The sequence below is a fragment of the Bradyrhizobium sp. AUGA SZCCT0182 genome (assembly GCF_018130185.1).
Taxonomy (GTDB): domain Bacteria; phylum Pseudomonadota; class Alphaproteobacteria; order Rhizobiales; family Xanthobacteraceae; genus Bradyrhizobium.
This window is the reverse complement of record NZ_JAFCLY010000026.1, coordinates 51,378-73,553: the sequence shown is the minus strand read 5'-3', so window position 1 is coordinate 73,553 and position 22,176 is coordinate 51,378. Positions and strand designations below refer to the sequence as shown.

20 protein-coding genes are annotated in these 22,176 nt (G+C 61.8%); 12 read left to right on the top strand and 8 right to left on the bottom strand.

Annotated features, from left to right (window positions below; genetic code table 11):
- Positions 1-157: 157 nt before the first annotated feature.
- Together JQ611_RS25385 and JQ611_RS25380 are read right to left on the bottom strand one after the other, a co-directional pair.
- Positions 158-928: a hypothetical protein gene (locus JQ611_RS25385; RefSeq protein WP_212466952.1), complete on the bottom strand. Its 771-nt coding sequence runs from the start codon at positions 926-928 to the stop codon at positions 158-160.
- Positions 929-1,056: 128 nt separating this feature from the next.
- On the bottom strand, positions 1,057-1,953 hold the full coding sequence (locus JQ611_RS25380) for a response regulator transcription factor (RefSeq protein ID WP_212466918.1): 897 nt from the start codon (positions 1,951-1,953) through the stop codon (positions 1,057-1,059).
- A gap of 669 nt (positions 1,954-2,622) precedes the next feature.
- Here JQ611_RS25380 and JQ611_RS25375 point away from each other — a divergent pair.
- A complete protein-coding gene (locus tag JQ611_RS25375; protein WP_212466917.1) occupies positions 2,623-3,303 on the top strand; it encodes a response regulator transcription factor in 681 nt (226 codons plus the stop codon).
- Positions 3,304-4,283: 980 nt separating this feature from the next.
- On the opposite strand, the gene JQ611_RS25370 is transcribed toward JQ611_RS25375, so the two are convergent.
- Complete coding sequence (locus tag JQ611_RS25370) at positions 4,284-5,171, bottom strand: LysR family transcriptional regulator (RefSeq protein ID WP_212466916.1); 888 nt, start codon at positions 5,169-5,171, stop codon at positions 4,284-4,286.
- A 122-nt stretch (positions 5,172-5,293) separates the two neighbouring features.
- Here JQ611_RS25370 and JQ611_RS25365 point away from each other — a divergent pair, with 122 nt between their 5' ends.
- From JQ611_RS25365 to JQ611_RS25340, 6 genes are all read left to right on the top strand, one after another.
- Positions 5,294-6,724, top strand: a complete 1,431-nt coding sequence (locus tag JQ611_RS25365) for an amidase (protein WP_212466915.1) — start codon at positions 5,294-5,296, stop codon at positions 6,722-6,724.
- Positions 6,725-6,792: 68 nt separating this feature from the next.
- Complete coding sequence (locus JQ611_RS25360; RefSeq protein WP_212466914.1) at positions 6,793-7,743, top strand: ABC transporter permease; 951 nt, start codon at positions 6,793-6,795, stop codon at positions 7,741-7,743.
- Positions 7,740-8,636, top strand: a complete 897-nt coding sequence (locus JQ611_RS25355; RefSeq protein ID WP_212466913.1) for an ABC transporter permease — start codon at positions 7,740-7,742, stop codon at positions 8,634-8,636. Before JQ611_RS25360 ends, JQ611_RS25355 begins: the two co-directional genes overlap by 4 nt.
- Before the next feature lie 2 nt (positions 8,637-8,638).
- Positions 8,639-9,652 carry an ABC transporter ATP-binding protein gene (locus tag JQ611_RS25350; RefSeq protein WP_212466912.1) on the top strand — a complete coding sequence of 338 codons (1,014 nt, stop codon included), beginning with the start codon at positions 8,639-8,641 and terminating at the stop codon, positions 9,650-9,652.
- 2 nt (positions 9,653-9,654) lie between these two features.
- Positions 9,655-10,683: an ABC transporter ATP-binding protein gene (locus JQ611_RS25345; protein WP_409411297.1), complete on the top strand. Its 1,029-nt coding sequence runs from the start codon at positions 9,655-9,657 to the stop codon at positions 10,681-10,683.
- Between the two features lie 55 nt (positions 10,684-10,738).
- Positions 10,739-12,235, top strand: coding sequence for an ABC transporter substrate-binding protein (locus tag JQ611_RS25340; protein ID WP_212263856.1), 1,497 nt, complete (start codon positions 10,739-10,741; stop codon positions 12,233-12,235).
- A 74-nt stretch (positions 12,236-12,309) separates the two neighbouring features.
- Here the strand turns inward: JQ611_RS25340 and JQ611_RS25335 are convergent, their stop codons facing one another.
- Entirely contained in the window at positions 12,310-12,570 is a 261-nt protein-coding gene (locus JQ611_RS25335; protein ID WP_212466910.1) for a hypothetical protein, read from the bottom strand.
- A 135-nt stretch (positions 12,571-12,705) separates the two neighbouring features.
- Between JQ611_RS25335 and JQ611_RS25330 the strand changes: the two genes are divergently transcribed.
- The gene (locus tag JQ611_RS25330) at positions 12,706-13,191 is read left to right on the top strand and encodes an Lrp/AsnC family transcriptional regulator (protein WP_212034820.1); all 486 of its coding nucleotides are present in this window, start codon (positions 12,706-12,708) and stop codon (positions 13,189-13,191) included.
- A 3-nt stretch (positions 13,192-13,194) separates the two neighbouring features.
- Here the strand turns inward: JQ611_RS25330 and JQ611_RS25325 are convergent, their stop codons facing one another.
- Positions 13,195-13,881, bottom strand: coding sequence for a GntR family transcriptional regulator (locus JQ611_RS25325; RefSeq protein ID WP_212466909.1), 687 nt, complete (start codon positions 13,879-13,881; stop codon positions 13,195-13,197).
- Positions 13,882-14,021: 140 nt separating this feature from the next.
- Between JQ611_RS25325 and JQ611_RS25320 the strand changes: the two genes are divergently transcribed.
- Entirely contained in the window at positions 14,022-15,419 is a 1,398-nt protein-coding gene (locus JQ611_RS25320) for a sulfatase (protein ID WP_212263858.1), read from the top strand.
- Positions 15,420-15,632: 213 nt separating this feature from the next.
- On the opposite strand, the gene JQ611_RS25315 is transcribed toward JQ611_RS25320, so the two are convergent.
- A complete protein-coding gene (locus JQ611_RS25315) occupies positions 15,633-15,791 on the bottom strand; it encodes a hypothetical protein (protein ID WP_212389597.1) in 159 nt (52 codons plus the stop codon).
- A 507-nt stretch (positions 15,792-16,298) separates the two neighbouring features.
- Here JQ611_RS25315 and JQ611_RS25310 point away from each other — a divergent pair.
- The 3 genes from JQ611_RS25310 (at position 16,299) to JQ611_RS25300 (ending at position 19,874) form a co-directional block, all read left to right on the top strand.
- Positions 16,299-16,946: a FecR domain-containing protein gene (locus tag JQ611_RS25310; RefSeq protein ID WP_212263860.1), complete on the top strand. Its 648-nt coding sequence runs from the start codon at positions 16,299-16,301 to the stop codon at positions 16,944-16,946.
- A gap of 122 nt (positions 16,947-17,068) precedes the next feature.
- Complete coding sequence (locus JQ611_RS25305) at positions 17,069-17,767, top strand: Crp/Fnr family transcriptional regulator (protein ID WP_212263861.1); 699 nt, start codon at positions 17,069-17,071, stop codon at positions 17,765-17,767.
- A complete protein-coding gene (locus JQ611_RS25300; protein ID WP_212466908.1) occupies positions 17,760-19,874 on the top strand; it encodes a CHASE2 domain-containing protein in 2,115 nt (704 codons plus the stop codon). The genes JQ611_RS25305 and JQ611_RS25300 overlap by 8 nt, the downstream gene beginning before the upstream one ends.
- Positions 19,875-19,887: 13 nt before the next feature.
- On the opposite strand, the gene JQ611_RS25295 is transcribed toward JQ611_RS25300, so the two are convergent.
- Positions 19,888-21,741 carry a patatin-like phospholipase family protein gene (locus JQ611_RS25295; protein WP_212466907.1) on the bottom strand — a complete coding sequence of 618 codons (1,854 nt, stop codon included), beginning with the start codon at positions 21,739-21,741 and terminating at the stop codon, positions 19,888-19,890.
- 243 nt (positions 21,742-21,984) lie between these two features.
- Complete coding sequence (locus JQ611_RS25290) at positions 21,985-22,161, bottom strand: hypothetical protein (RefSeq protein WP_212466906.1); 177 nt, start codon at positions 22,159-22,161, stop codon at positions 21,985-21,987.
- Between the last annotated feature and the right edge of the window lie 15 nt (positions 22,162-22,176).

Below are 22,176 nucleotides of genomic sequence, written 5' to 3'. Positions count from 1 at the left end.
CCATGCCTCGCAGCGTAACTTGCAGATAAAACGGTGACGGTAGGGACAAACGATGCCGCATTATCGTGTCTACGTTTCGGACGAACACGGCCGGTTGGTGGGCGTGGTCAACTTTGACTGTACCGACGACGACGCAGCGAAAGAGCGCGCCAAGCAGTTAGGGAACGGCCACGAGGTGCAGCTTTGGCGACAGGTCACGCAGTTCAAATTCGAAAATCCGCCGGACCGATCCAAGCGGCGACGAGGCGCCCTCACGCACTAGGACCAGCGCAATCACGCGCCTGTGACGCTGTACCGCACACCAATGCCGATTGTGCCGTTGCGATAACTTCAGGGATCGTCTGATGGAACGATCCCAGCTCCAGCCAGCATGGTCCCAGCGCATCATCGACGATCCGACCACGGCCGAGATCACCGAGAAGCAGGCGCACGCGATCACATACCAGCTCGCCATCGCCAGGCGGTGCGCGCGACCGTGAGCCCCAGCCAGGCCGCCGCGTTCATCGGTACGGTAGCGGCGGATGCCGTCCGCTTCTCGCGAGACCTGCCGGATGGGGCCGGCCAAGCCCGGCTTCGAAGGCCTCATCTCAAGAAGGGCGGGCGCACCGTGGCGGTCTGAACGCAGCGACGGGTGGGTCGAGGTCAAGCGCGTGCAAAGGGCGGCATTTCCGGTCGTCGACTTGTGAAGGATCCGACCGGCGTCGCCGTCCTTCGCCTGGCCAAGAAGAGGGGCGCTACCCGACCTAGGTCGGTATTGACGGCTCCAGGTGGTCGCGCGCGGTTTCGAGCCGGATCGCCTTCTCCAGCGTCTCGGTGCCGATGTGTCCGTGTGACAGTGCAGGATTCCGTGCAGATCGAGATCGGCCACCAGCTTCGGCCGCCTGCCCGTCAGCGCCCGCTCGATTTCGCTGCGACCTTCGCGTGCCATTCTGGCTCGATGTCGGCAGCCGGACATCGCGCAACGCGAAGACGTCGTGGCGGCACGCTTCGTTTTCGCGCGCGCAACGCATGCAAACCGCGGCGGCACTGACTTTCAAATCCCGCCGCGATTGCCGGCTATTTACCTACCCGCGCTGCGCCAAGAGTCCTTGGGTGGATGTCCTTGCGGATCAGGCCGTCGTAACGCGCTACCTCGGCATGATTTGTCTCGTGGTTAAGTACTTCAACTGGCGCCGGCCCCCCGATTTGCTTGATTTCGGAGATTGCCGCGATGGGGGTCGGATGTCGCTCGCTCACATTTGAGATTGAGGGCTGAAAGCTGCTTGCCCGATTGTTCATCCCCCAAATCGCCGCTTGTGTCCGGTTCTGGACCCGGATCTTGCGCAAGATTGCCTTGACGTGGACCTTCACGGTCGCCTCGGCGATGTCGATTTTTCGCGCTATGGATTTGTTGGACTCGCCTTCGATCAGGCCGCGCAGAATCGACTTCTCCCGAGGGGAAAGCTGCGGCGCGATCGTGTCCTCGGTCGTAACGAGGATTGCCTCGCCGCTTTCGACGCTCGGCGCCGCCTCAGGCAGGTGGCTGCCTTTGGAATCGAGAAACAATGACAGGAATGCCGGCGGAAAAAATGTTTCACCCATCATCACCAACTCGACGGATTTGATGAATACATCACACCTCATTACGTCGACGAAAAAGCCGTTGGCGCCGGCCCGAAATGCCGAAACCAGTTCATCCAGCCGATAGTGATCGGCCACGATTGCAAAGCGGCCGCCCGGATACCTCTCTCGCAAGAGTTCGATTTGTTCCAGGGCGACGCCGAAATCATCACCGGTGTGGACAATGAGAAATAGCAATTGGTGTGGTTGGAGTTTGCCGGGCGGCAAATCATCAGCGCACGATACCGAGGCGGATGTGCGACAATTTGCTGCGCGTAGAATTCTGGCAATTCCTTCCCTAACTAAGATGCTTCTGCCAACGAGAACCGTTGAAAAAGATTTTTGCCTCCGCATTTTACTCTCCCGCCAAACGCAATTGTTTGAACTAAATGTAAATGATTGGCTTGTTCTTCAGTCGGTCGTCTTCTCTGGTCGCCTTGCTCCTTCGTTCTGAGGATTTTTGTTGGCGGATTTGAAATGCCCCGAATCTGTGATGCTTGTTTTCCTACGTTCGCAGAATATCGGCTTGGCAGGTTTCGAGGGATCCGCGTTAGTAAAGTCTTTACGAATGTTAGATTCGAATTCTCCGTATCCCTATATACCTTTGGTTATAGTGCCCGCTCGGGCAGCTGGATGTCGTTCATAATGGCTAACGACCCTTTCTTCCGCATTCTCTGAGCGAGTTGGTAGCGCGGCGCTGATCAAGCGTTGTGAAGCTTTTGCACTGCTGACGGTGTTGCCAAGTACGGACGCACTGGCGCGAGAGCTTCAAATGACGACATGCGAAAGCGAAGTAACGCGTCACTCGAAACCGATCCGTACTTCTACGGAAGCACCGCGAAGGGGTTACATCTTTTGTGACACAGACAGGCTGACAGGACGCGGGTTAACCTCGTTTTGCGTTGCGGCATCGAATGCGGTGCATTGTTGGAAAATTGTCTCGAACTCGTTTAGGCTAGCAATGAAGCAAGCAGCGGCGAGTGGGGTTTAAGTTATTGAGGGGACAGGCTGAAGGACCGCCCGATGCGTTGTACCAGCGTAGTGATCGCAGACCGGCATCCGATCGTTCTGCAGGGGTTGAGCCGCCTGCTTGGCGCCGACGCCGACTTCAACATTGTTGCGAGTTGCAGTGATGGTGCGAGTTGCATCGAGGCGCTGCGGAAGTTCGGGCCGGACATCGCAATTCTTGGCGTTTCTATTCCTGGCGTCACCGAGTCGGAAATTCTCTCCATCATCAATTCCGAGAATCTTGCCACGCGACTGGTCTTTTTCACCGCATCTGATGAGGACTGCGAACTGGTTATGGCAGCTGCGGCCGAAGGCTACAGCGTCATTTCGAAAGATACGGAGTCCGAAGCTCTGATGCAGGCCTTGCGCGAGGTTACGACAGGTCAGCGGCTGTTGCCGCTGCTTTCGCCAGAGCAAAAAATAACTCGGGAGCAAAGCGCGGTCGCTGAGAGTGCGCTGACAACGTTGACGGATCGCGAGCGCCAGATCATGCGCCTGGTGTCCGAAGGATTGTCGAACAAGGAAATTGGTCGACGGCTGAGTATTACCGACGGCACCATCAAGGTGCATCTTCATCACATTTTTCAGAAGCTCGAAATCAGTAACCGGACGGTGCTTGCGGCGCTCGCGATTTCGCAGAGCGATCGCGCGGGAGCCCCTGAAGACAAGCCGGCGCAGCCCATCTCTTCCGATTGATGGAAGGTGGGGACAGGCTGAGCGAAAACTCGTGCCGGTCTCAATCAGTAAAAGTAACCTGGAAGTACCAAGTCATCGGCGACGTCGATGCTGGATTGAACATGTCGTCCGCACGGCCGGCCATTTTTGCATGAGACGATAGCCTCATCGGTATTGATGGCGCGCTCTAACCCAATCGGGTGAGACGAAGTTCTGGCTTTCAGTGCCGCTTTGCCAGGCTGTCTCGTGCTGTGTCTAGGGCTGGTGGCACTACTTCAACGTATTCGCGATGAATGGTGGTCGGCGACTTATTTCCATCGAACAAGACGCTGACGCTATTAACGTAGACGCTCCCTCCGACAATCGTGCCGGTCTTGTTGGCAAGGCGCGCGCAGCGTGACGCACCAAGAGCGCTCATTCGAACGCGCACGCCAACCGGTAGATTGGACTTCATGGGACAGTCCAGGCTGCAATCGACTCAGTGCAGAGTTATTCTAACACACGACGATATTCGGCTGGATGCGGCGCAACCAGAACACTTCCTTGGCGCAGAAGCGGTTTTAAGGAGTACCCCCAATTGGGTGGTAGACTTGGCGCGTCGTCTGGCGACAGTCTAGGTGCGATTCGTGCACGTAGATCAACGCGGGCTGTATGCCGGTCGGCGCGCGGCCATCGAAGGCCTCGATCAGGGCGACACGAACGAGCGTTGTTCAAATGTGGTTCAACCGTTGGTTTCGTGCGTTTTCGAGCGGAGGCAAAATGCGTATTGCTCTGCCATACGCGGCTATTGTCTGGTGCATCGCTGTTGCGATTTGGATCGCCTTGGGCACGGCGTCATAGCGGACGCTTCGGTATCTGGCAGTGACGTCGCCGTCCAGGCATCGGCCTAAGCCTGCCGGAAATTGCAGAGCGCGGCCGGATTGTTCCGGAGAATCGCCCGCTAAAAGTCCTCGTCGCCAACCGGGCTGGCAAGGGTGCGAACGCGCGATAGATCGATCGGCTCAAATGTGGCGGATCACCTTCTCGGCGCACTTCAGGAAATTCCGGACTAACGGATTGAGAGAATCCCGGCGCCAGCAAACCGCGACATCGATGGCGTCGTCGGCATCCAGGAAGGGCCTGAACACGACGCCCGTTGGACATCCGAGTTCGGCGCAGGCAGGAAGGATCGCCAGGCCTTCTCCGGCGAGGACCATGCTGAGAGCCGAGTGGACCGTTTCGACCCGGTTCGCAACCGGCATACCGACCTGATGCCGCCTCAGCAGCGACGTCACAACGGAGGTCGCCGGATCTTCGGTGGGCCAGGGCAAGCTGATAAGCGGACGCCCTTGCAGTCTTTTTACCGGCACTGCGGCGGAGCGCGCCAGCGGCGAACCGGCCGGCATGGCCAGCATCAATCGCTGCGTTCCGATCGTGGAGGCTTCAATCTCGCTGTGGCGAATTGCAGGCATGCACAGTGCGACAGTCACGCTGTGGTCCAGCAACCGCGCCTCCCGCGTCGACGCGCTCAGTTCTATGAACTCGAGGTCGACCTTCGGAAGTGACCTTCGGAGTTCCGGAACGAGCTTGGGCAACACGGCGTGGGCGAGCGCGAACATGTATCCGACTGACAATCTTCCCCGGCGTCCAGCCGCCACCGCGCGGGCTGCCTCGAAACCTTCAGCCGTCAAGGCCAGCGCTTCGCGCGCGCGCGACAGCAAGGCACGACCGGACGCCGTCAGCTCCATTCCCCGGGTGTCCCGACGAAACAGCGAAGTCCCTACTTCCGATTCCAGTTTGCGAATCTGAACCGACAATGGCGGCTGCGCCATACGAAGGCGGACGGCCGCCCGACCCACGCTGCGTTCTTCTGCAACGGCAACGAAGTAGCGGAGACGGCGGAGGTCCATTATTGGCATACCGAAATCTCATGCCATACCGAAATCGTATGGCTCGGTTGTGCGATGGTATTGGACCTGAAGTCAATGCGAATGTCATCTTTGCGTCAAATCGATCCTGGGGCTTTAGCGTGATGAGCGACGAACTGTGCCTGCTGCCTGCCAGCGAACTCCGCGCGCGGATTGCCCGCAAAGACGCCTCACCGGTTGAGATCATGCGTGCCGTGCTTGCGCGCGCCGAGCGAATGCAGCCCGAGTTGAACTGCTTCATCACGCTCTGCGGCGATGAGGCGATGGCCGAGGCAAGCAAGGCCGAGCATGCGGTCATGGCCGGGGAGCCGCTGGGTCTTCTTCACGGCATTCCGTTCACCGTGAAAGATCTGGTTAATACCAGGGGGGTGCGAACGACTTTCGGAGCGGTCCCCTACAAGGACAACGTTCCTGATCATGATGCGGTCGCCGTGGCGCGAATGCGGGCAGAGGGTGCCATTCTCATAGGCAAGACCACGACGCCGGAGTTCGGCACCAAGTGCCTCACGGATTCGCCGTTGTTCGGCCGCACGCGCAATGCCTGGAGCGGCGCGCGCTCGAGCGGTGGCTCAAGTGGGGGAGCGGCGGTTGCCGTCGCCGGCGGCATCGCGCCTCTGGCGATCGCGACGGATGGCGGCGGCTCGACGCGGATTCCGGCGGCCTGCAACGGCGTTGTCGGGCTGAAGCAAAGCAACGGCGTTATTCCCCACAGCCAGGTGCACGACGCGTTCGGCAACCAGACCTATGTTACCCCGATGACGCGCACCGTCGCGGACACCGCATTGATGATGCAGGCAATGTCGGGAGAGGATGCTTCCGATCCGTGGTCGATGGGATTCCCGCAATGGAATTTTGTGGAGGGATCGGCTCCAAACGGCGATCTGCACGGGCGCAGGATCGCATTCTGCCTTGCGCCTTCAGGCCGGCCGGTTGCGGCCGATGTCGCTGCTGCATTCAAGGCCGCGCTTGTCAGGCTGGAAGCCCTTGGGGCCGAGGTCGAGGAAATGTCCGCCGACGGATTTGAGGTGGAGCCGATCTGGCGGGCCATCAATCACACCGCCTGGCGCGCACGATTCGAGAAGCTCGCGGCCGATCATGGCGATGTGCTGAGCGAGACCTTCATGAAGCAACTGGCGCTGGCCACGAAGGTAAGCGGTGTTGACTATCAGCAGGCGATGTTTGACCGTACGGCTCTGTTCCGGCGGATTCAGAGTTTGTTGCAGAGGGTCGATATTCTCGCGATGCCAACCATCACCCGCACCGCGCTTCCGATCGATCAGGACCTGTTCGGCACGATAGAAATCGACGGGCGGGTGTTGAGCGACGTCCGGCCAAGCTGGTTTCCCTGGACGATGCCGTTCAACATGACCGGCCATCCGGCGGTCAGCCTGCCCTGTGGCTTTGACGCGGACGGCCTGCCGATCGGCATTCAACTCGTCGGCAAATTCCGTGGAGACATCGAACTGCTGCGCGTCAGCGCGTTGTTAGAGGGCTCGCAAAATCTGCTCGGCCGGTGGCCGGGCTTGGACGGCTAAGCGAACATGCGGCCGCCATCACACCTGATCGCTGACAAGGGACGGGCCGCCAACAAGGGAATCGAGACTTGAGCGTCTTCCTTTTCCGCCGCTTTCTGACGCTGATGGCGACGCTGGTCGGCGCGTCGCTCATCATCTTTTTCGTTCTGGATGCCTTGCCCGGCAACGCCGCACAGATGCTGATGGGCGCGGATGCCTCGCCTGACGCTGTCCGGGCGCTGACGGTCAAGCTCGGGCTGGATCAGCCGCTGTACTATCGGTACGTCCTTTGGATCAAGGGGATGCTGACCGGCGATCTAGGCAACAGCTATGCCTATGGCACCCCTGTCGCCGGCCTGATTGCGGAGCGCCTCACGCTGACCATTCCGCTCGCAGTCATGTCCATGTCCATGACGGTCGTGCTGGCTCTTTCTGCCGGAATCTATACGGCGGCAAATCACAACAAGCTCGGCGATGTGGGCGTGATGTCGTTGACGCAGTTCGGCATCGCGCTTCCCAATTTCTGGTTCGCCATCCTGCTGATCCTGCTGTTCTCGGTGAAGCTGCAATGGCTTTCGGCCGGCGGATTTGCCGGCTGGGACGAAAGCATCATTGCCGGGATCAAGTCGCTGCTGCTGCCTGCGATCTCGCTATCGGTGGTGCAGGCGGCGATCCTCGCAAGGGTCACGCGTTCGGCGGTGCTTGAGGTGCTGCGTGAGGATTTCGTGCGCACCGCACGCGCCAAGGGTTTGAGCAAGCGCGACGTCCTGTGGCAGCACGTGCTGCGCAATGCGATGATCCCGGTGATGACGATCATGGGCCTTCAGTTCGCCAACCTGCTGGCGGGGACGATCGTGATCGAGAACGTGTTCTATCTGCCGGGTCTCGGCCGGCTGATCTTCCAGTCGATCGCCAATCGCGACCTGATCGTGGTGCGCAACTGCGTGATGCTGCTGGCGGCTGTGGTCGTCATCGTCAACTTCGTGGTCGATGTGCTCTATGCCTTCATCGATCCGCGCATCAAGGTACACAGCCTATGAGCATCCCGCTAAGCGCCTCAGTCGAGGTTGGGGCCGCCACCGCGCGACCGCGGCTTGCGAGCGGCTTCTGGCGCCGCGCGCTGCGCCACCGCAGCTTTGTCACGGGCGGCACGCTGAGCCTGGTGGTGCTCTGTGCCGCTTTGCTGTCGCTGGTTTGGACGCCGTGGTCCGCCTATGAAATCGACGTGGCCTCCAAGCTGCGACCACCGTCGGCCGCGCATTGGCTCGGCACCGACGTGCTCGGCCGCGATATCGTCTCGCTGCTGCTGGTAGGCGCCCGTTCCACCATCATGGTCGGCATCATCGCCGTCGGCATCGGCCTCACTTTCGGGGTGTGTCTTGGACTGATCGCCGCCGCGCGCAAGGGCTGGACCGAAGAGATCATCATGCGGATGAGCGACTTCACTTTTGCGTTTCCCGCGGTGCTCTCGGCCATCATGCTGGCGGCGGTCTTCGGCCCGGGCATGGTGACCTCGATCGTTGCCATCGGCATCTTCCAGATTCCGACTCTCGTCCGGTTGACCCGTGGATCGGCCAATGCGATCTGGGCGCGGGAATTCGTGCTGGCCGCGCGCGCCTGCGGCAAGGGCGGCTTCCGCATCACGATCGAGCACGTGCTGCCCAACGTCCTGCCGATCCTGATCGTGCAGTCGACGATCCAGTTCGCTCTCGCAATCCTGGCCGAAGCGGCGTTGTCCTATCTCGGGCTCGGCACGCAGCCGCCGCAGCCGTCCTGGGGCCGCATGCTAAACGATGCGCAGACGCTGCTGTTCCAGTCGCCGATGCTCGCGGTCTATCCGGGCGCTGCGATCGCCATCGCTGTGCTTGGCCTCAATCTGTTCGGAGACGGATTGCGCGATCTGCTTGATCCCCGGCTGGCGCGGGAGCGTTGAACATGAGCGGGTCCGGCAACGCGCCTTTGATCGAAGTCAGCGACCTCGGCGTGCGGCTCAACACCAGCCGCGGCCCCGCGCAGGCCGTTCGCGGCGTCAGTTTCTCGCTGAGGCGCGGCGAGACCCTGGGCCTCGTCGGCGAATCCGGATGCGGCAAATCCGTCACCGCGCTGGCGCTGATGGGCCTCTTGCCTGACAGTGCCGTCATCAGCGGCAGCATCCGCCTCGACGGCATGGAGCTGGTGGGTCTGCCGGATGCAAATTACTGCAAGCTGCGCGGTAATCGCATCAGCATGATCTTCCAGGAGCCGATGACCGCGCTCAATCCGATGCACACGATCGGCCGTCAGGTGGCCGAACCGTTGCGGCGCCACACCAATTGTTCGGCGGGAGAGGCGCGCAAGCAGGCCATCGCCTTGCTCGATCGTGTCGGGCTTCCCGATGCGGCGAAACGCGTCGATGCCTATCCGCACCAGTTCTCCGGAGGGCAGCGGCAGCGTGTTACCATTGCCATGGCACTGGCCTGCCAGCCCGACGTGCTGATTGCCGATGAGCCGACCACGGCACTCGACGTCACCATTCAGGGACAGATTCTCGACCTGATCGCGGATATCGTTGCCGAGCGCGGCATGTCGATGATTCTGATCTCGCACGATCTCGGCGTCATCGCCGAGAATGTGCAGCGCATGATGGTGATGTATGGCGGCACCGTCGTGGAAAGCGGCGCGACGGATGCGGTGTTCACGCGCATGGGACATCCCTATACGCAGGGTCTGTTTCGCGCTCGCCCGCGCCTTGGAGCGCGCAAGGGCACCCGGCTGAAGACCATCGCCGGCACCGTTCCCGAGCTTGCCGATCTGCCCTCCGGTTGCACTTTCGCCGACCGCTGCGCGATCGTCGAGGATCGTTGCCGCGTGGCGCCGCCGGCCGCGGTGGACGTCGGCGCCGGCCACGGCGTGCGCTGTCTCAGGACGGATGTTTCGATGGCCGAAGCGGTTGGAGTTTTGGGCGCATGACCATGCCTGAGCAGACGCCGCCGCCCGCCGAACTGCCGCTGCTCGATGTGAAGGATCTGGCGCAGCGCTACACCTTGCCGCGCGAAAGCGTGTTCAAGCCGGCGGGGCAGGTGCATGCGCTCAACGGCGTCACCGCAAAGGTGACGGCGGGCCGAAGCCTCGGTGTGGTCGGCGAGTCCGGATCGGGCAAGTCGACCTTCGCGAGGCTGGTGATGGCGCTGGAGCGGCCGTCGTCAGGTTCGGTGTCGCTCATGGGCCGCGACCTGAACCGGCTGCCGGCTGACGAGTTACGCCGCGCCCGGCGTGATTTTCAGATGGTGTTTCAGGATCCCTACGGCTCGCTGGACCCCCGACAGACCATTGCGCGCATCGTCGCGGAGCCCTTGACCGCGCTCGGACGGATGGATCGCGCCACGTTGCGTCAGCGCGTTGCCGACGTGCTGCGGCAGGTCGGACTGCGCGAGGCCGACATGGACAAGTTCCCGCATGAATTCTCCGGTGGCCAGCGCCAGCGCATCGCGATCGCGCGTGCGCTGATCACCCAGCCAAAACTGATCGTCGCCGATGAGCCGGTCAGCGCACTCGACGTCTCCGTGCAGGCGCAGGTGCTCAATCTCCTGCAAGACCTGCAGGATCAGTTCGGGTTGAGCTACGTCCTGATCAGCCACGATCTGGCGGTGGTGGATTATCTCTGCGACGAGATCGCGGTGATGTATCTCGGGCGGATCGTCGAGCAGGGGAGCCCTGAGGATCTGTTCGCGCATTGCGCCCATCCCTACACGCGGGCGTTGCTCGAGGCGGTGCCGCGCGCCCGGGCCGGCGGTGTGCGCCGGCGTCGCGGTGCGCAGGTGATCGCCTCGCATTCGGTGGGCGCAACGGGATGTCCCTACGCGTCACGCTGTGCGCTGGCCGACCAGCACTGTCGCGAGGTCGCGCCTGCGCTGCGCAAGGTGGGCCCGGCGCAATCAGCCGCGTGCCATCGCGCCGAGACGGTGATGGCATTGCCTCCGGTAGCGTCGGAGGAGGGTTAGCCTTTTATGCGGGACTGGCTTAGTCTGGTCGCGCGATATTTCAGGGGAGCAAGGGATGTTCAGGAAGTTAGCCATTTTTGCAGTTGTGGCCGCGTTCGCCGCCGCGCCGCTGCCGAGTCTGGCGCAGGGCAAGAAGGACAGCGTCGTCATGGGCATGACGCTGGAGCCGCCGGGACTCGATCCCACCAACGCAGCCGCTGCGGCCATTGCCGAGGTCACGCTCTATAACCTCTATGAGACGTTGACCAAGATCAACGAGGACGGTTCGGTATCGCCCTTGCTCGCCGAGAGTTGGCAGGCGTCGGCCGACCTGAAAACCTATACGTTCAAGCTCCGCAAGGGCGTCAAATTCCACAACGGCGAGCCGTTCGATTCCTCTGCGGTGAAGTTTTCCTACGATCGCAACGCGGCGCCGACCAGCACCAACAAGGACAAGAGCCTGTACCAGGCGTTTGAGTCGGTCACCGCGCCTGACGCGGAGACGATCGTGGTCGTGCTCAAATATTCCGAACCGAACCTGCCGTTCCTGATCGGTCAGGCGGGCGGCTCGATCGTCGAGCCGAAGAGTGCACCGACCAATGCGACGCAGCCGGTCGGCACCGGACCCTATACGCTCGGTGCCTGGGCCAAGGGATCGTCGATCACCCTGAGCAAATGGCCGGATTATCGCAACGCCGCCGCGATCAAGCTTTCCAAGGTGACCATCCGCTTCATCGGCGATCCCGCCGCGCAGGTCGCGGCGCTGCTGTCGGGTGACATCGACGTGTTTCCGCGCGGCGCGGTGGCGCGCAGTGTGGCGCAGTTCAAGGCCGATCCGCGCTTCAATGTCCTGATTGGCGGCTCCAGGGCCAAGACCATCGTCGGCATTAACGAACGGAGGAAGCCGCTCGACGATGTGCGGGTTCGTCGCGCCATTCTCGCCGCCATCGATCGCAAGGCGATGATCGATGGCGCTGTCGATGGATTTGGTTCGCCGATCGGCAGCTTTTATACGCCGGGATCGCTCGGCTATGTCGATACGACAGGCATCAATCCATACGACCCGGAAAAGGCCAAGAAGCTGCTGGCAGAAGCGGGCGTCAAAGCGCCGCTGGAGCTGAGCCTCAAGCTGCCGCCGCCACCTTATGCGCGGAACGGCGGAGAAATCCTCGCGGCCCAGCTCGCCAAAGTCGGCATCATCGCCAAGATCGAGAACGTCGAATGGGCGCAGTGGCTGTCACAGGTCTTTGCCGGCAACGGCCCGCACAATTTCGATCTCACCATCGTCTCGCATGTCGAGCCGTTCGATCTCGTGAAGATAACCGAGCCGGACTATTATCTCGGCTATAACAACGAGGCCTTCAACGCGCTCTACCAGCAGATCAAGGCAACACCGGCCGAGGCCGAACGCGCCAAGTTGCTCGGCGACGCGCAGCGCATGCTGGCGACCGATGCGGTTGCCGGCTTCCTGTTCCAGCCGCAATGGATCACCATTGCGAGCAAGAAGCTGAAGGGTGTGTGGAAGGAAGTCCCGCAATTCGAAAATGACTTCTCCGCCTGGTCCTGGGAATAGCCGTCTCGCGAGGGGCGGTTAGCGGACCTGTCGGAAGCTGTTGCGGCGACCATTGCGCGCCTGATCGTGTGAGATCATGGGGCGGCCGCTAGTATCGCGTGCTGACGTCCGCCCCTCACCTCGATCGCGGCAACGCCGATGATCGCGCCGACGCGGCGGGCAAGCCTTTCGACGGCCTGGCGGTCACGGACGTCGATGGAAGCCTGGAGTTTGTATTCGCCGGCTTCCTCGCGGGCATCGACGGCCGCCAACCGCAGGTCGGCGACGCGCACCTGGTCGAGAAGGCGGCCGAGCGCGGCATGTAGATCGCTTGCGTGCAGCTCCAGAATGAACACGGCATCCCCATTCAAATTTGGAGAAGTTGTATCCGTGTTTCCCGAGAAGAGGCTTCCTTTTGCCTGGCAATTTGGCAAGTTAGCGATATAATTATCCTCGGAAACTAACCAATACCCAGAATAGAGTTCTCGGTTATGAAGGCGACGCGGCGGAAGGACTCACTGCGCCTTGACGAGACCGACCGGCGCATCCTGCGGGCGATGCAAGCCGATGCACGGCTCACGACGGCGGAGCTGGCCGACAAGGTCGGGCTATCCACGACGCCATGCTGGAACAGACTCAAGCGACTGGAGAAGCAGGGTTACATCGACGGCTATGTTGCGCTCCTCAATCAGGAGAAGCTTGGTCTGCCGGAAACAGTGATCATCGAAATCACGCTCGACCGTCACGATGAGGAGGTGCTGGAGCGGTTCGGAGAATTGCTCGCTGGCTTGCCCGAAGTGATCGAGGCCTATCTCACCACCGGAGATTATGACTATCTGGTCAAGGTCGCCGTCGAGAGTACGGCCGGCTACGAACGCTTCCTGCGTGAAAAGCTTTATCGCATTCCAGGCATCCGCCACAGCCGATCGTCATTCGCGCTGCGGTGCCTGAAGAAGCTGACCTCGATTCAGGTCTGATCTTCAGGTGTGCGGCTTGCGATCGCCTTCGCCCCAGACATGGCGCGAACGTTCGAGGTGGCGGCGCATCACCGCAACAGCGACGGCCTCATCCTGCTCCGACAGCGCGTCGAGCAACTGGAAATGCTCACTGGCCGACTGCGCGATATGCTCCCGGGTCGATCCATTCTTGAAGCCGTGAAGCCGAACGCGATCACGTAGCGTCTCGACCAGGTCGGCGAGGGGCTTGTTGCCGAGTGTGGCGATGAGCCCAATGTGGAATTGGCGATCGGTCTCCAGGAACTCAATGAGATTGCCATCATCGGCGGCGCGTTTCGTGGCTTCGGCAAGATGGCGCAGTTGCTCGGTCTGCGCGGGCGTGAGGCGAGCCCGCGCGATCTCGGCGACAACAGGCACTTCCAGCAGCAGGCGGATCGCGAAGATATCGTTGAGTTCCCCCGGTGACAGCGAGACCACGCGGAAGCCGCGATTTCGTACGGGCTCGAGCAGGCCTTCGCGCGCGAGATCGAGCAGAGCTTCGCGAACGGGTGTCGCCGAGACGCCGAGATCGATCGCAAGACGCGGGACGGAATAGAGCTGATCGGGCTGCATCTGTCCCGTGATGATCAGCCCGCGGATCACCTGCCTCGCTTGCTCCCGCAGGCTGGGTCCGGACACCAGGCTCGATGCACCGATTTGTCGAAGATCCATGGCTTTTACTACCCGAACCCCCCGGATGTGTAAATGTAACGTGTGACATACTACCGTTGACGCCTTCCAAGTGATATGTGATATATTACTATAAAAGGAACGCAGAAAAAGGGAGGTTTGCCGTGGTGGAGCGCATTTTGATGATCGTATCCGACACTGTCCGCTGGGACATGCTCGGCTACAACGGGGGCCACGTCCGAACTCCCAATCTCGATCGGCTCGCTGCGCGATCGATGGTCTTCGATCGCTATTATGCGTCGAGCTTTCCGACAGTGCCTGCGCGCTACGACTATCTCACCGGCAAGCCTGCCTTTGCCGGCGTCGGCTGGGGTGCGCTGCCGCGCGCGGATCGCTCGATTGCAACCTCATTGACCGAAGCGGGTTACACGACGCTCGGCGTGGTGGACACGCCGTTCTACCAGGTCAACGGCTATTCATATGATCGCGGCTTCAACTTCTTCTACGACATGAAATCCCAGCTCCTGGGGACGCCGCATTACAGCTCCTACACCGCGCCCAACAAGACCAAGCGCCAGGGCGAAGGCAAGCTTCCGCAATGGCCGATCACCGGCAAGGTGAAGCCCGATCCCCGTACCGGCGAGATGGATTGCCCGGCACCGATCACCATGGTGCAGGCAGCCAAGTGTCTGGAGGAAATCTACCAGGATAAATTCTTTGCGCTGGTCGACACCTGGGATCCGCATGAACCGTGGGACCCGCCGGCCTATTACGTCAGACACTATCTTCCCGACTATGCCGGCGAACGCGTGCACCCGCCCTATGGCGACTGCAAGAAGCACGGCATGACGGATCGCGACATCGCGGTGGCGCGCGCGCTCTATAGCGGCGAGCTCGAACTGGTCGATCGCTGGATCGGGCATCTGCTCGACCAACTCGTCTATCTCGGCATCGAGGACTCCACCGCCATCATCTTCGTCTCGGACCACGGCTTCCTGCTGGGAGAGCACGGGCTGATGGGCAAGATGGTCCGCAGGGCGCCCGGCGAAGCGACGTGGATGCGTTCGCCGCTCTATGAAGAGATCGCCAGGGTGCCGCTGTTGATCCATGTGCCGGGCGCAAAGCCCGGACGAACTAACAAGCTGACCTGCGCGCTCGACCTCGCTCCCACGATCTGCGACATGGCCGGCCTGCCGCGCCAGGCGGAGATGCAGGGACTCTCGCTGCTCCCCGCCGTCCGGGGGCAGCCCTTCGAAGGGCGCGATCACGTGCTGACGGCTCTGCCGCTCGCCAATCCCGGCGAGACGGTCGAAGTGGTCGACGACCTGATGCGGACGGTAGTCGAATGGCAACCTGTCACCATCACCACGAAAGACTGGTCGCTGCTCTACGCAACTCCGAGCGAGCCGGTCGAACTCTATGATCTGCGCTCCGATCCGAAGCAAACGACCAACGTGGCGCCAAAGCACCCTGCCGTCATCCGTGCAATGCTGGAGATGTATGCAGAGGACCTGCGCCGCGCTGGAGTCGCCAGCAAGTACAGCGATCCGCGCCTTGCCGCCTTGCTCGAACGCGCATGACGGTTCGCGACATCGCTCGGAAGGACTCAATGCTGCCGAGGCGGCATCGTCGAGATCGCTGAGGCCTCGCGGAAGACGTCGCTGAGCGTGTCCATCAAACAGCGCAAAGGATGGGACAGCGAATTGCTGTCCCATTCTCTTTCGTCTGCATCAAGCGAACCATCAACCTGCAAGACTACGGTGATGATGACGGCCGTATCCTCGGCTGGCTAATCAGTCGACCCTCACCATCAGGGTGCGGCCGTTGACGTAGCCGATGGCATAGGTGTGGCCGTTCATCGTTTTATAGTGAAACTTGCGGTGACCGCCGACGACGGCATTGGGTTCGTTGTCGCCGAGTTGGTTGTGGGTGTTGTTGGGCCGGGTGATCATGACTTCTCCATCTCCGTCCGACCGGCAGCGGTTATCGCTGCCCTCACGTCGGCGGTACAGAATAGGGGACGGCGCTTTACCCCGCTGTTCCCTGGGGAACAGCGCAAGACAGCGAGCATTCGAGTGTTTGCGTGCCCGATAACTTATTGGAAATAAGGAACTATATGGGAGTGAAGTGACCTGGCGGGGCTGGCAATTGTTAAGCCCTCGAGAGCCTTGGGGGCTGTTCGGCGTCTCTCTCCCGCATGCGGGTGACAGAGATTCAGACTTGAGGAAGCCGGCGCTGCAATTTGTCGCAGCGATTTGTCGTGGCAGCATCCAAACGCGCTCGATGCGGGCTCGAGAACATCGGTCGCGGCCGCGTGTCATCCATTTGGTTTACGATTGCTCCTGAGCTGATCGGCAGTTCGGTAGTGAGATCACACTGGAAGCCTGCCATTGTGGCTTCCGGTTGCCTGGACTTGGCTGCTCCGCTAGCATCAATCCCGCAATAGAGCGGATTGTACGATGCGTTTCATGCTTCAGGGATCGCGGCGATACTTCGGGCATCCGTTCGATCGACGAGAGGTCTTGGGCTTCGTCGGCACGCTGCTTGCGTCAGCAGCCCTCAGTTCGCCAGTGCGCGCCGCCGATCCTGCCGGCCGCGTCGAAGAGGTGAAGGGCGAAGCGTTTGTCGATGCGAGCAGCCAGCAGCGGCCTTTGCAGAAAGCATCCTCGCTTTTTGTCGGTGATCGCGTCGGGACGGGTCCATCCTCCCGGCTGACGATGTTGATGGGCGAGGACACGACGATCAAGCTCGGCGAAAAGGCGCAACTGGTCATTGATCAGTTTCTTTCGACGACCGGAGGCGAAATCTCGCTGCAGTCTGGTCCGATGCTTTTTGACCGGCCGAGTGGGAGCCGGCCCGTCCCAATGAAGATCAGGAGTTCTTACGGACTCATTGCCGTCCGCGGCACGAAATTCTTTGCCGGGCCGAGCAATGGCGTTTTTGGCGTGTTTGTCGACCACGGCACGGTCACTGTTTCCGGAGGTGGGAGCGAGGTCGTGCTACAGGCAGGAGAGGGGACAAACCTGGCCACTCCGGGTTCGAAACCCTCCGCGGCCACCAAGTGGGGCACGGAGCGGATTCGCGGCGCTTTGGACAGCGTTAGTTAGCTTCTCTGATCAATTCGCACGGCATGCAGGAAAACTTCACGATGGAGATCCTGAAGACGCGGTGAGATTTTCCGGTCTGACGTCAAATCATTGCAAACCGAGGCCTTTCATTCAGGCGACAAATGTCCAGCAAAGATACTCTCGTTTCTCTTCTGTCGAAAACCGAACTCTTCAAGGGCCTGGCTGTCGAGGATCTCGAGGCCTGCATTCCGTCCTTTCGCGAAGCCAAATTCAAAAAGGGACAGGCGCTGTTTACGCGCGGCGAGCGCGCGACAGGCCTTTACCTCGTCGCGGAAGGACGTGTGCGACTGGCGATCGCCACCGAGGATGGTCGCGAACTTAGCTTTCGGCATGCGACAGCGGGCGAATTGCTCGGTGAAATTGCGGCGCTTGATGGCGGCACAAGGAGCGCCGATGCTACCGCCCTCACGGCGGTGACGACCTACCGGCTCGACAAGGAGGATTTTCGCAAGCTTTGGACCGCGCGGCCGGTGCTGTCCGAGCGGCTGATATCGTTTCTCTGCAGCCGGCTGCGGGACACCAGCGGACAACTTGAGTCGATCGCGCTTCATCCGATGCATGTTCGGCTGGCGCGCTTCTTCCTGGTCGCGATTGGCGACCGCAAGCCGGTGCCGGGAAAGCGGCTGCCGCTTGATCTCGGCATGTCACAGGGCGAACTCGCCCTGCTGCTCGGCGCCAGTCGTCCCAAGATCAACGAGGCGCTGGGCAAGCTGGAGGAAGTCGGCGCCATTGGCCGCACGCTCGACCGAATCTTCTGCGATCCGCTCAAGCTCGCCGAAGTTGACGGGTCTCATGCTTAGCCGGCTGGGCAAGACTCATTCAGGCCTGATTGCCGGACTTCTAGCCCTCGTGCTGTTCCTCGCCGCCCTATTGTTGATGCCGAGGGAATGGCGGAACGTATCTCGTGAAAGGGCATTCGATGTGGTGCTTGCAGCCGACCGGCAGATCCGCCGATCGAAGCCGCAAGAGACAGCAAGCGCTGTTCCGGTCGTCGTTGTCGATATCGACCGGCGCACGCTCGACGATTTGGGGCCGTGGCCGTGGCCGCGCGAGACAATGGCGCGCCTCATCGAAGCAGTGGCCAGTGGCAAGCCGGCCGTCGTTGGAATCGATGTCCTCTTTACGCAGGTGGATACCCGCTCTCCAGCCGCGTTGGCGCGACAGCTCGGCTCTCTCACCGGCAATCAAGATATCAGCGCGCTCGCTGGCGGTCTTCTCGACGGTGACAAGCATCTCGCCGCGGCGATGAAGAGCGTTCCGGTGGCGCTCGGATTTGTTCTCGATGCCGACAAGGCCGACGCCGTCCCAGGGGTGCCGGTTCTCGCACGCCACCCGGTCGTGCTGGATGGCCTCTGGCGCATGAGCGGTGGCCTTGGGCCGGTGTCGCCGCTGGTCGACGCGGCGAAAGGGCTTGGCGCGCTTTCGTTGCCCGGAGACGCAGATGGCAGGATCAGGCGCGTGCCGCTCCTCGTCGGCGCCGGCGAAGCGACGCGACCGGGCCTGGCGCTGGAAGCGATCCGGCTGTTTGAGCGCTCGCCGGCCTATTCCGTCGATGCCAACCCGCAGCGGATCATCGTCGGCGATCTCGAAGTGCCGCTGCCCGCCGACGGCCTGTTGCGATTGGCCGGCGCCGATATCCGCAAACGGGAGGCGCGCACGATCTCCGCGGCTGACGTCGTCAACAACAACGCTGTGCAACGCGCGCGGCTTGCCGGCGCTATTGTATTGATCGGCGGGTCGGCGCCGGAGCTTGGCGGATTGCGCGAAACGGCAACTGATCCGCTTGTCCCATCGGTCGAGATTCAGGCCGATGCCATCCAGCAGATTTACGCGCGCCGGGCGCCACAAGCGGTCCCTCTAGGCTTTGCTTTGACCCTGATCATGGGATTGATAGCCGTGGTCGCCGCGTCGGCTTTGTCGCCGGTGTTGGGTGCTTTTGTCGGCCTGACCGCTTTGGCGGCTCTCTGGTCGGGGGCGATCTTCGCGTCTCTGGTCGGGGATCGGCTGATCGATCCCATGATGCCGTCCATAGGAGGCCTGTTCGTCTTCATGACATCCTCCGTGAGCTCTTACGCGCTGGTGGCCCGTCGCGAAGCACGCATCCGGAGCCGCTTCGAGCAACATCTGGCGCCGGCGGTTGTGAAGCGGATCGCCGAGAATCCGGGCCTCCTGAAGTTGAGCGGCGAGAAGCGCGAGATCACCGCGCTGTGGACCGACATCGAGGACTTTACCGCGATGACGCATCGCGCAGGACCCGAACAGCTTGTCGCGGTGCTCGACGAATATATTGAAGGGATGGCGGCCATCGTGATGAAGCATGGCGGGATGGTCGACAAGATCGTCGGCGACTCCGTCCACGCGTTCTTCAACGCGCCGCTCGATCTCAGGGACCACCCGCAACGCGCGCTCGACTGCGCCGAGGAGATCCGGATATGGGCGAAGGGATTCCAGTCACGGAACGAACCGTCCCACATTGGCTTTGGCCGCACGCGTATCGGTATCGAAACCGGTGAAGCCATTGTCGGCGATATCGGGATCAGGTCAAAGCTCGACTACACTGCCCACGGCGATTCCATCAACTCGGCGGCGCGCCTGGAGGCGCTCAACAAGCGCTATGGATCGACCATCTGTGTCGGCCCATTCGCGGCCGCGCGCTGCACGACAACCCTGTTCAGGCCGCTCGGTGTGGCGTCACTGCGCGGCCTTGACGTGCCCGTCGAGGTTTTTGAACCCTGGCCGCCGGAGGCCTCGGCGGATTGGCGCGAACGATACATTGCGGCGTATCGGTTGATCGAAGGCGATAAGGCTGGCGCGGCGCAGTTGTTTGAGGGCTTGGCCGCAGAGTGTCCCGGCGACCCCGTTCCGCGCCTGTTGGCCGCGGAGTTGCGGGCCGTGCTGTCGACGTAGACAGATGCAGCGCTCACAGCCTGGTCGGCGCACCGCTTCCGAGAATGGCGGCAATAGCGGAATTGCCCTCCGCTTCGAGCGCTGTGATGCGCTCCCGCGCCCAGAGATAGGCTGAGTCGAAAATCTCGGTGTGGCGTTCGAATTCGGTTACTCCGACTCCGGCCGGAATCGGTGGCCGCATGACGTGATCGAGCGGTGCGGCCGGGATTGTATCATAGCGCTGATGGGCGACGAGGCTCCGCCACAGCACGTTGACCGCGTTGGGTGCCGCCGGAAGCAGCTTCTTGCGGAACGGCACCAGCATCGCGGCAGCCAGTTCCAGCCGGCCGGGCAACGCCGCGTAGTCGACGTCAAACGTCTCGACCTCGGGTTCGCCGAAATGCACGACCAGATTGGGGCCGCTCTTGAGTTGATGCATCGGATCCAGTGGGACGTTATCGATCAGGCATCCGTCGACCAGCATCGCGCCGTCCTTGGTGTAGAAGGGCGGCAACAGCCCGGGTATGGCGCTCGATGCGCGCACCGCCTGCCAGAGCAACCCTGACTGGATCAGTTCGAGGCAGTGCGTCGAAAGGTTGGTTGCGACCGCCGCGAAAGGCCGCCAGCAATCCTCGATCCTGCATTGCGCTCCGTATTGTTCGGCGAGCGCGCGATCGAACGCCTTGTGATCCAGCAGCGCGTATCGCGGCCAGGTCGGGCGGCGGAAGCTGCGGCTCTTCACGAAGATCTCGTGGGCGCCGCGTTCGAGACGGTCAGCCTCGAAGTTCTTGGCGAAGCCGGCGGCCATGGCGGAGCCGACGCTGGTGCCGACAAAGATGTCGAACGTCACGCCGCGTTCGCGAAATGCCTTGTAGATGCCGGCATGGGCGAATCCGAAGCTTCCGCCCCCAGCGGCCACGAATCCAATCGCACGCCCGGACAGAAAACGGATCAGGCTGTCGATGTCGAGCTGATCCTCGAGCGCGACGTGGTGGTGCATGAAGCAGGGCAGGCGCGCGAGCCACGCCGTGGTGCCGCTGACTTCGCCGCTGCGCCGGTCATGGATACGCACGATCCGCCGGGCCGACACCGGATGCACCTGGCAGGCGAAGGTTTCGATTTCGGTCAGGCCTTCCGCAGGCGCATCTCCGCGACATGCCAGCACCACCATGTCCGCCTGCCGGATCGCCTTCCGCGTCCAGGCCGGCACCTCACCGCTGCCGAGATAGATCACGAGCGGCGAAACCTGTTCGAGCTTGTTGAGCCAGTCGGTGACTTCGGGGGCGTCCAGTGCCCGGCCGGGAAACATCGAGCTGACGCGGGCTGGATCGACGATCTGGGCGTTGGTCCCGGCGAGGGTCTCGCGCATGCGTCGATAAAAGTCGGCTGGAATCGGCTCAAAGCCACCATCGATCAGCGCCACCGTGCGGGCCATCGGCGAAGTGCGCGTCGTTGGAATCTGTTCCGTTCGCTTCGCAAACCGAAGCGCGAGCGCTGCAAGCAGCGCCTCGGCAATCGCCGGCGTGTTCTCCGCGAGGCTTTGGTAGGCGGCGCGCGTCAGCACGAGCACGCTGGTGTCGCGGATGGCGATCACATTGGCGGTCCGGGCAAGGTTGGCGAAGAACCCGATTTCACCGACCAGTTCTCCGGCGCGCAGTTCGGCGATCGGGAGGGAGTCGCCGGTTCGGCGTACCGCGAGGGCGCCGTGCAACACAATGTAGAGTGAGTCGGCAGGGTCCCCCTGCGCCACCAGCATTTCGCCGCGGACGAGGTCTTGCCGGACCATGGCATCAAAGGTCTTGAATCGCTGCTCCGGCGAGAGCGCCTTGAACAACGCGAGGTCCTCCGACAGCCTTCCCCACGCAAATACCGGACCTGGCTTACTCATCGGCGCCTTCCACTGCGAGGCTGTGATGCTATCGCCAGCAGAGCTCGACGGCGAGCGATATCAGGTTCGGTGTTGCTTATTGCGGTATTTCGTAACTGTCGACGGCTGGCCGTGGCCGGACAGGCGGGTAGAGGATGTTCGTTGCTGCGCAGCAAAACGCGATGCGGCACTGCAACGACCGTCCAATACAAAAGAGACCGCCTGTGGAGGCGGTCTCTTCCGTGCTGTCAACGCCTTCAGCGTTTAGAAGGGGAAGATGTTGCGGATGAGGTTACGGAGCCAGCCGAGGCCGTCGCCCCCACTGGTGCCGTTGCCGCCGCCGCCGCCGGTGCCGCCTCCGGTGCCGCCGCCGTGCCCGCCGGCAGGTTTGCCGCCGCTAACGATGGAAAGCGCTTCGTCGTTGAGAAGGTCGTGGTTCATGGTCGTCTCCTGTTT

Excerpts from the sequence above, each read along its gene's own strand:
- JQ611_RS25385 (WP_212466952.1), bottom strand. The coding sequence starts at position 928 with ATGGCACGCGAAGGTCGCAGCGAAATCGAGCGGGCGCTGACGGGCAGG.
- JQ611_RS25380 (WP_212466918.1), bottom strand. The coding sequence starts at position 1,953 with ATGCGGAGGCAAAAATCTTTTTCAACGGTTCTCGTTGGCAGAAGCATC.
- JQ611_RS25375 (WP_212466917.1), top strand. The coding sequence starts at position 2,623 with ATGCGTTGTACCAGCGTAGTGATCGCAGACCGGCATCCGATCGTTCTG.
- JQ611_RS25370 (WP_212466916.1), bottom strand. The coding sequence starts at position 5,171 with ATGGACCTCCGCCGTCTCCGCTACTTCGTTGCCGTTGCAGAAGAACGC.
- JQ611_RS25365 (WP_212466915.1), top strand. The coding sequence starts at position 5,294 with ATGAGCGACGAACTGTGCCTGCTGCCTGCCAGCGAACTCCGCGCGCGG.
- JQ611_RS25355 (WP_212466913.1), top strand. The coding sequence starts at position 7,740 with ATGAGCATCCCGCTAAGCGCCTCAGTCGAGGTTGGGGCCGCCACCGCG.
- JQ611_RS25350 (WP_212466912.1), top strand. The coding sequence starts at position 8,639 with ATGAGCGGGTCCGGCAACGCGCCTTTGATCGAAGTCAGCGACCTCGGC.
- JQ611_RS25345 (WP_409411297.1), top strand. The coding sequence starts at position 9,655 with ATGCCTGAGCAGACGCCGCCGCCCGCCGAACTGCCGCTGCTCGATGTG.
- JQ611_RS25340 (WP_212263856.1), top strand. The coding sequence starts at position 10,739 with ATGTTCAGGAAGTTAGCCATTTTTGCAGTTGTGGCCGCGTTCGCCGCC.
- JQ611_RS25330 (WP_212034820.1), top strand. The coding sequence starts at position 12,706 with ATGAAGGCGACGCGGCGGAAGGACTCACTGCGCCTTGACGAGACCGAC.
- JQ611_RS25325 (WP_212466909.1), bottom strand. The coding sequence starts at position 13,881 with ATGGATCTTCGACAAATCGGTGCATCGAGCCTGGTGTCCGGACCCAGC.
- JQ611_RS25320 (WP_212263858.1), top strand. The coding sequence starts at position 14,022 with ATGATCGTATCCGACACTGTCCGCTGGGACATGCTCGGCTACAACGGG.
- JQ611_RS25315 (WP_212389597.1), bottom strand. The coding sequence starts at position 15,791 with ATGATCACCCGGCCCAACAACACCCACAACCAACTCGGCGACAACGAA.
- JQ611_RS25310 (WP_212263860.1), top strand. The coding sequence starts at position 16,299 with ATGCGTTTCATGCTTCAGGGATCGCGGCGATACTTCGGGCATCCGTTC.
- JQ611_RS25305 (WP_212263861.1), top strand. The coding sequence starts at position 17,069 with ATGTCCAGCAAAGATACTCTCGTTTCTCTTCTGTCGAAAACCGAACTC.
- JQ611_RS25300 (WP_212466908.1), top strand. The coding sequence starts at position 17,760 with ATGCTTAGCCGGCTGGGCAAGACTCATTCAGGCCTGATTGCCGGACTT.
- JQ611_RS25295 (WP_212466907.1), bottom strand. The coding sequence starts at position 21,741 with ATGAGTAAGCCAGGTCCGGTATTTGCGTGGGGAAGGCTGTCGGAGGAC.
- JQ611_RS25290 (WP_212466906.1), bottom strand. The coding sequence starts at position 22,161 with ATGAACCACGACCTTCTCAACGACGAAGCGCTTTCCATCGTTAGCGGC.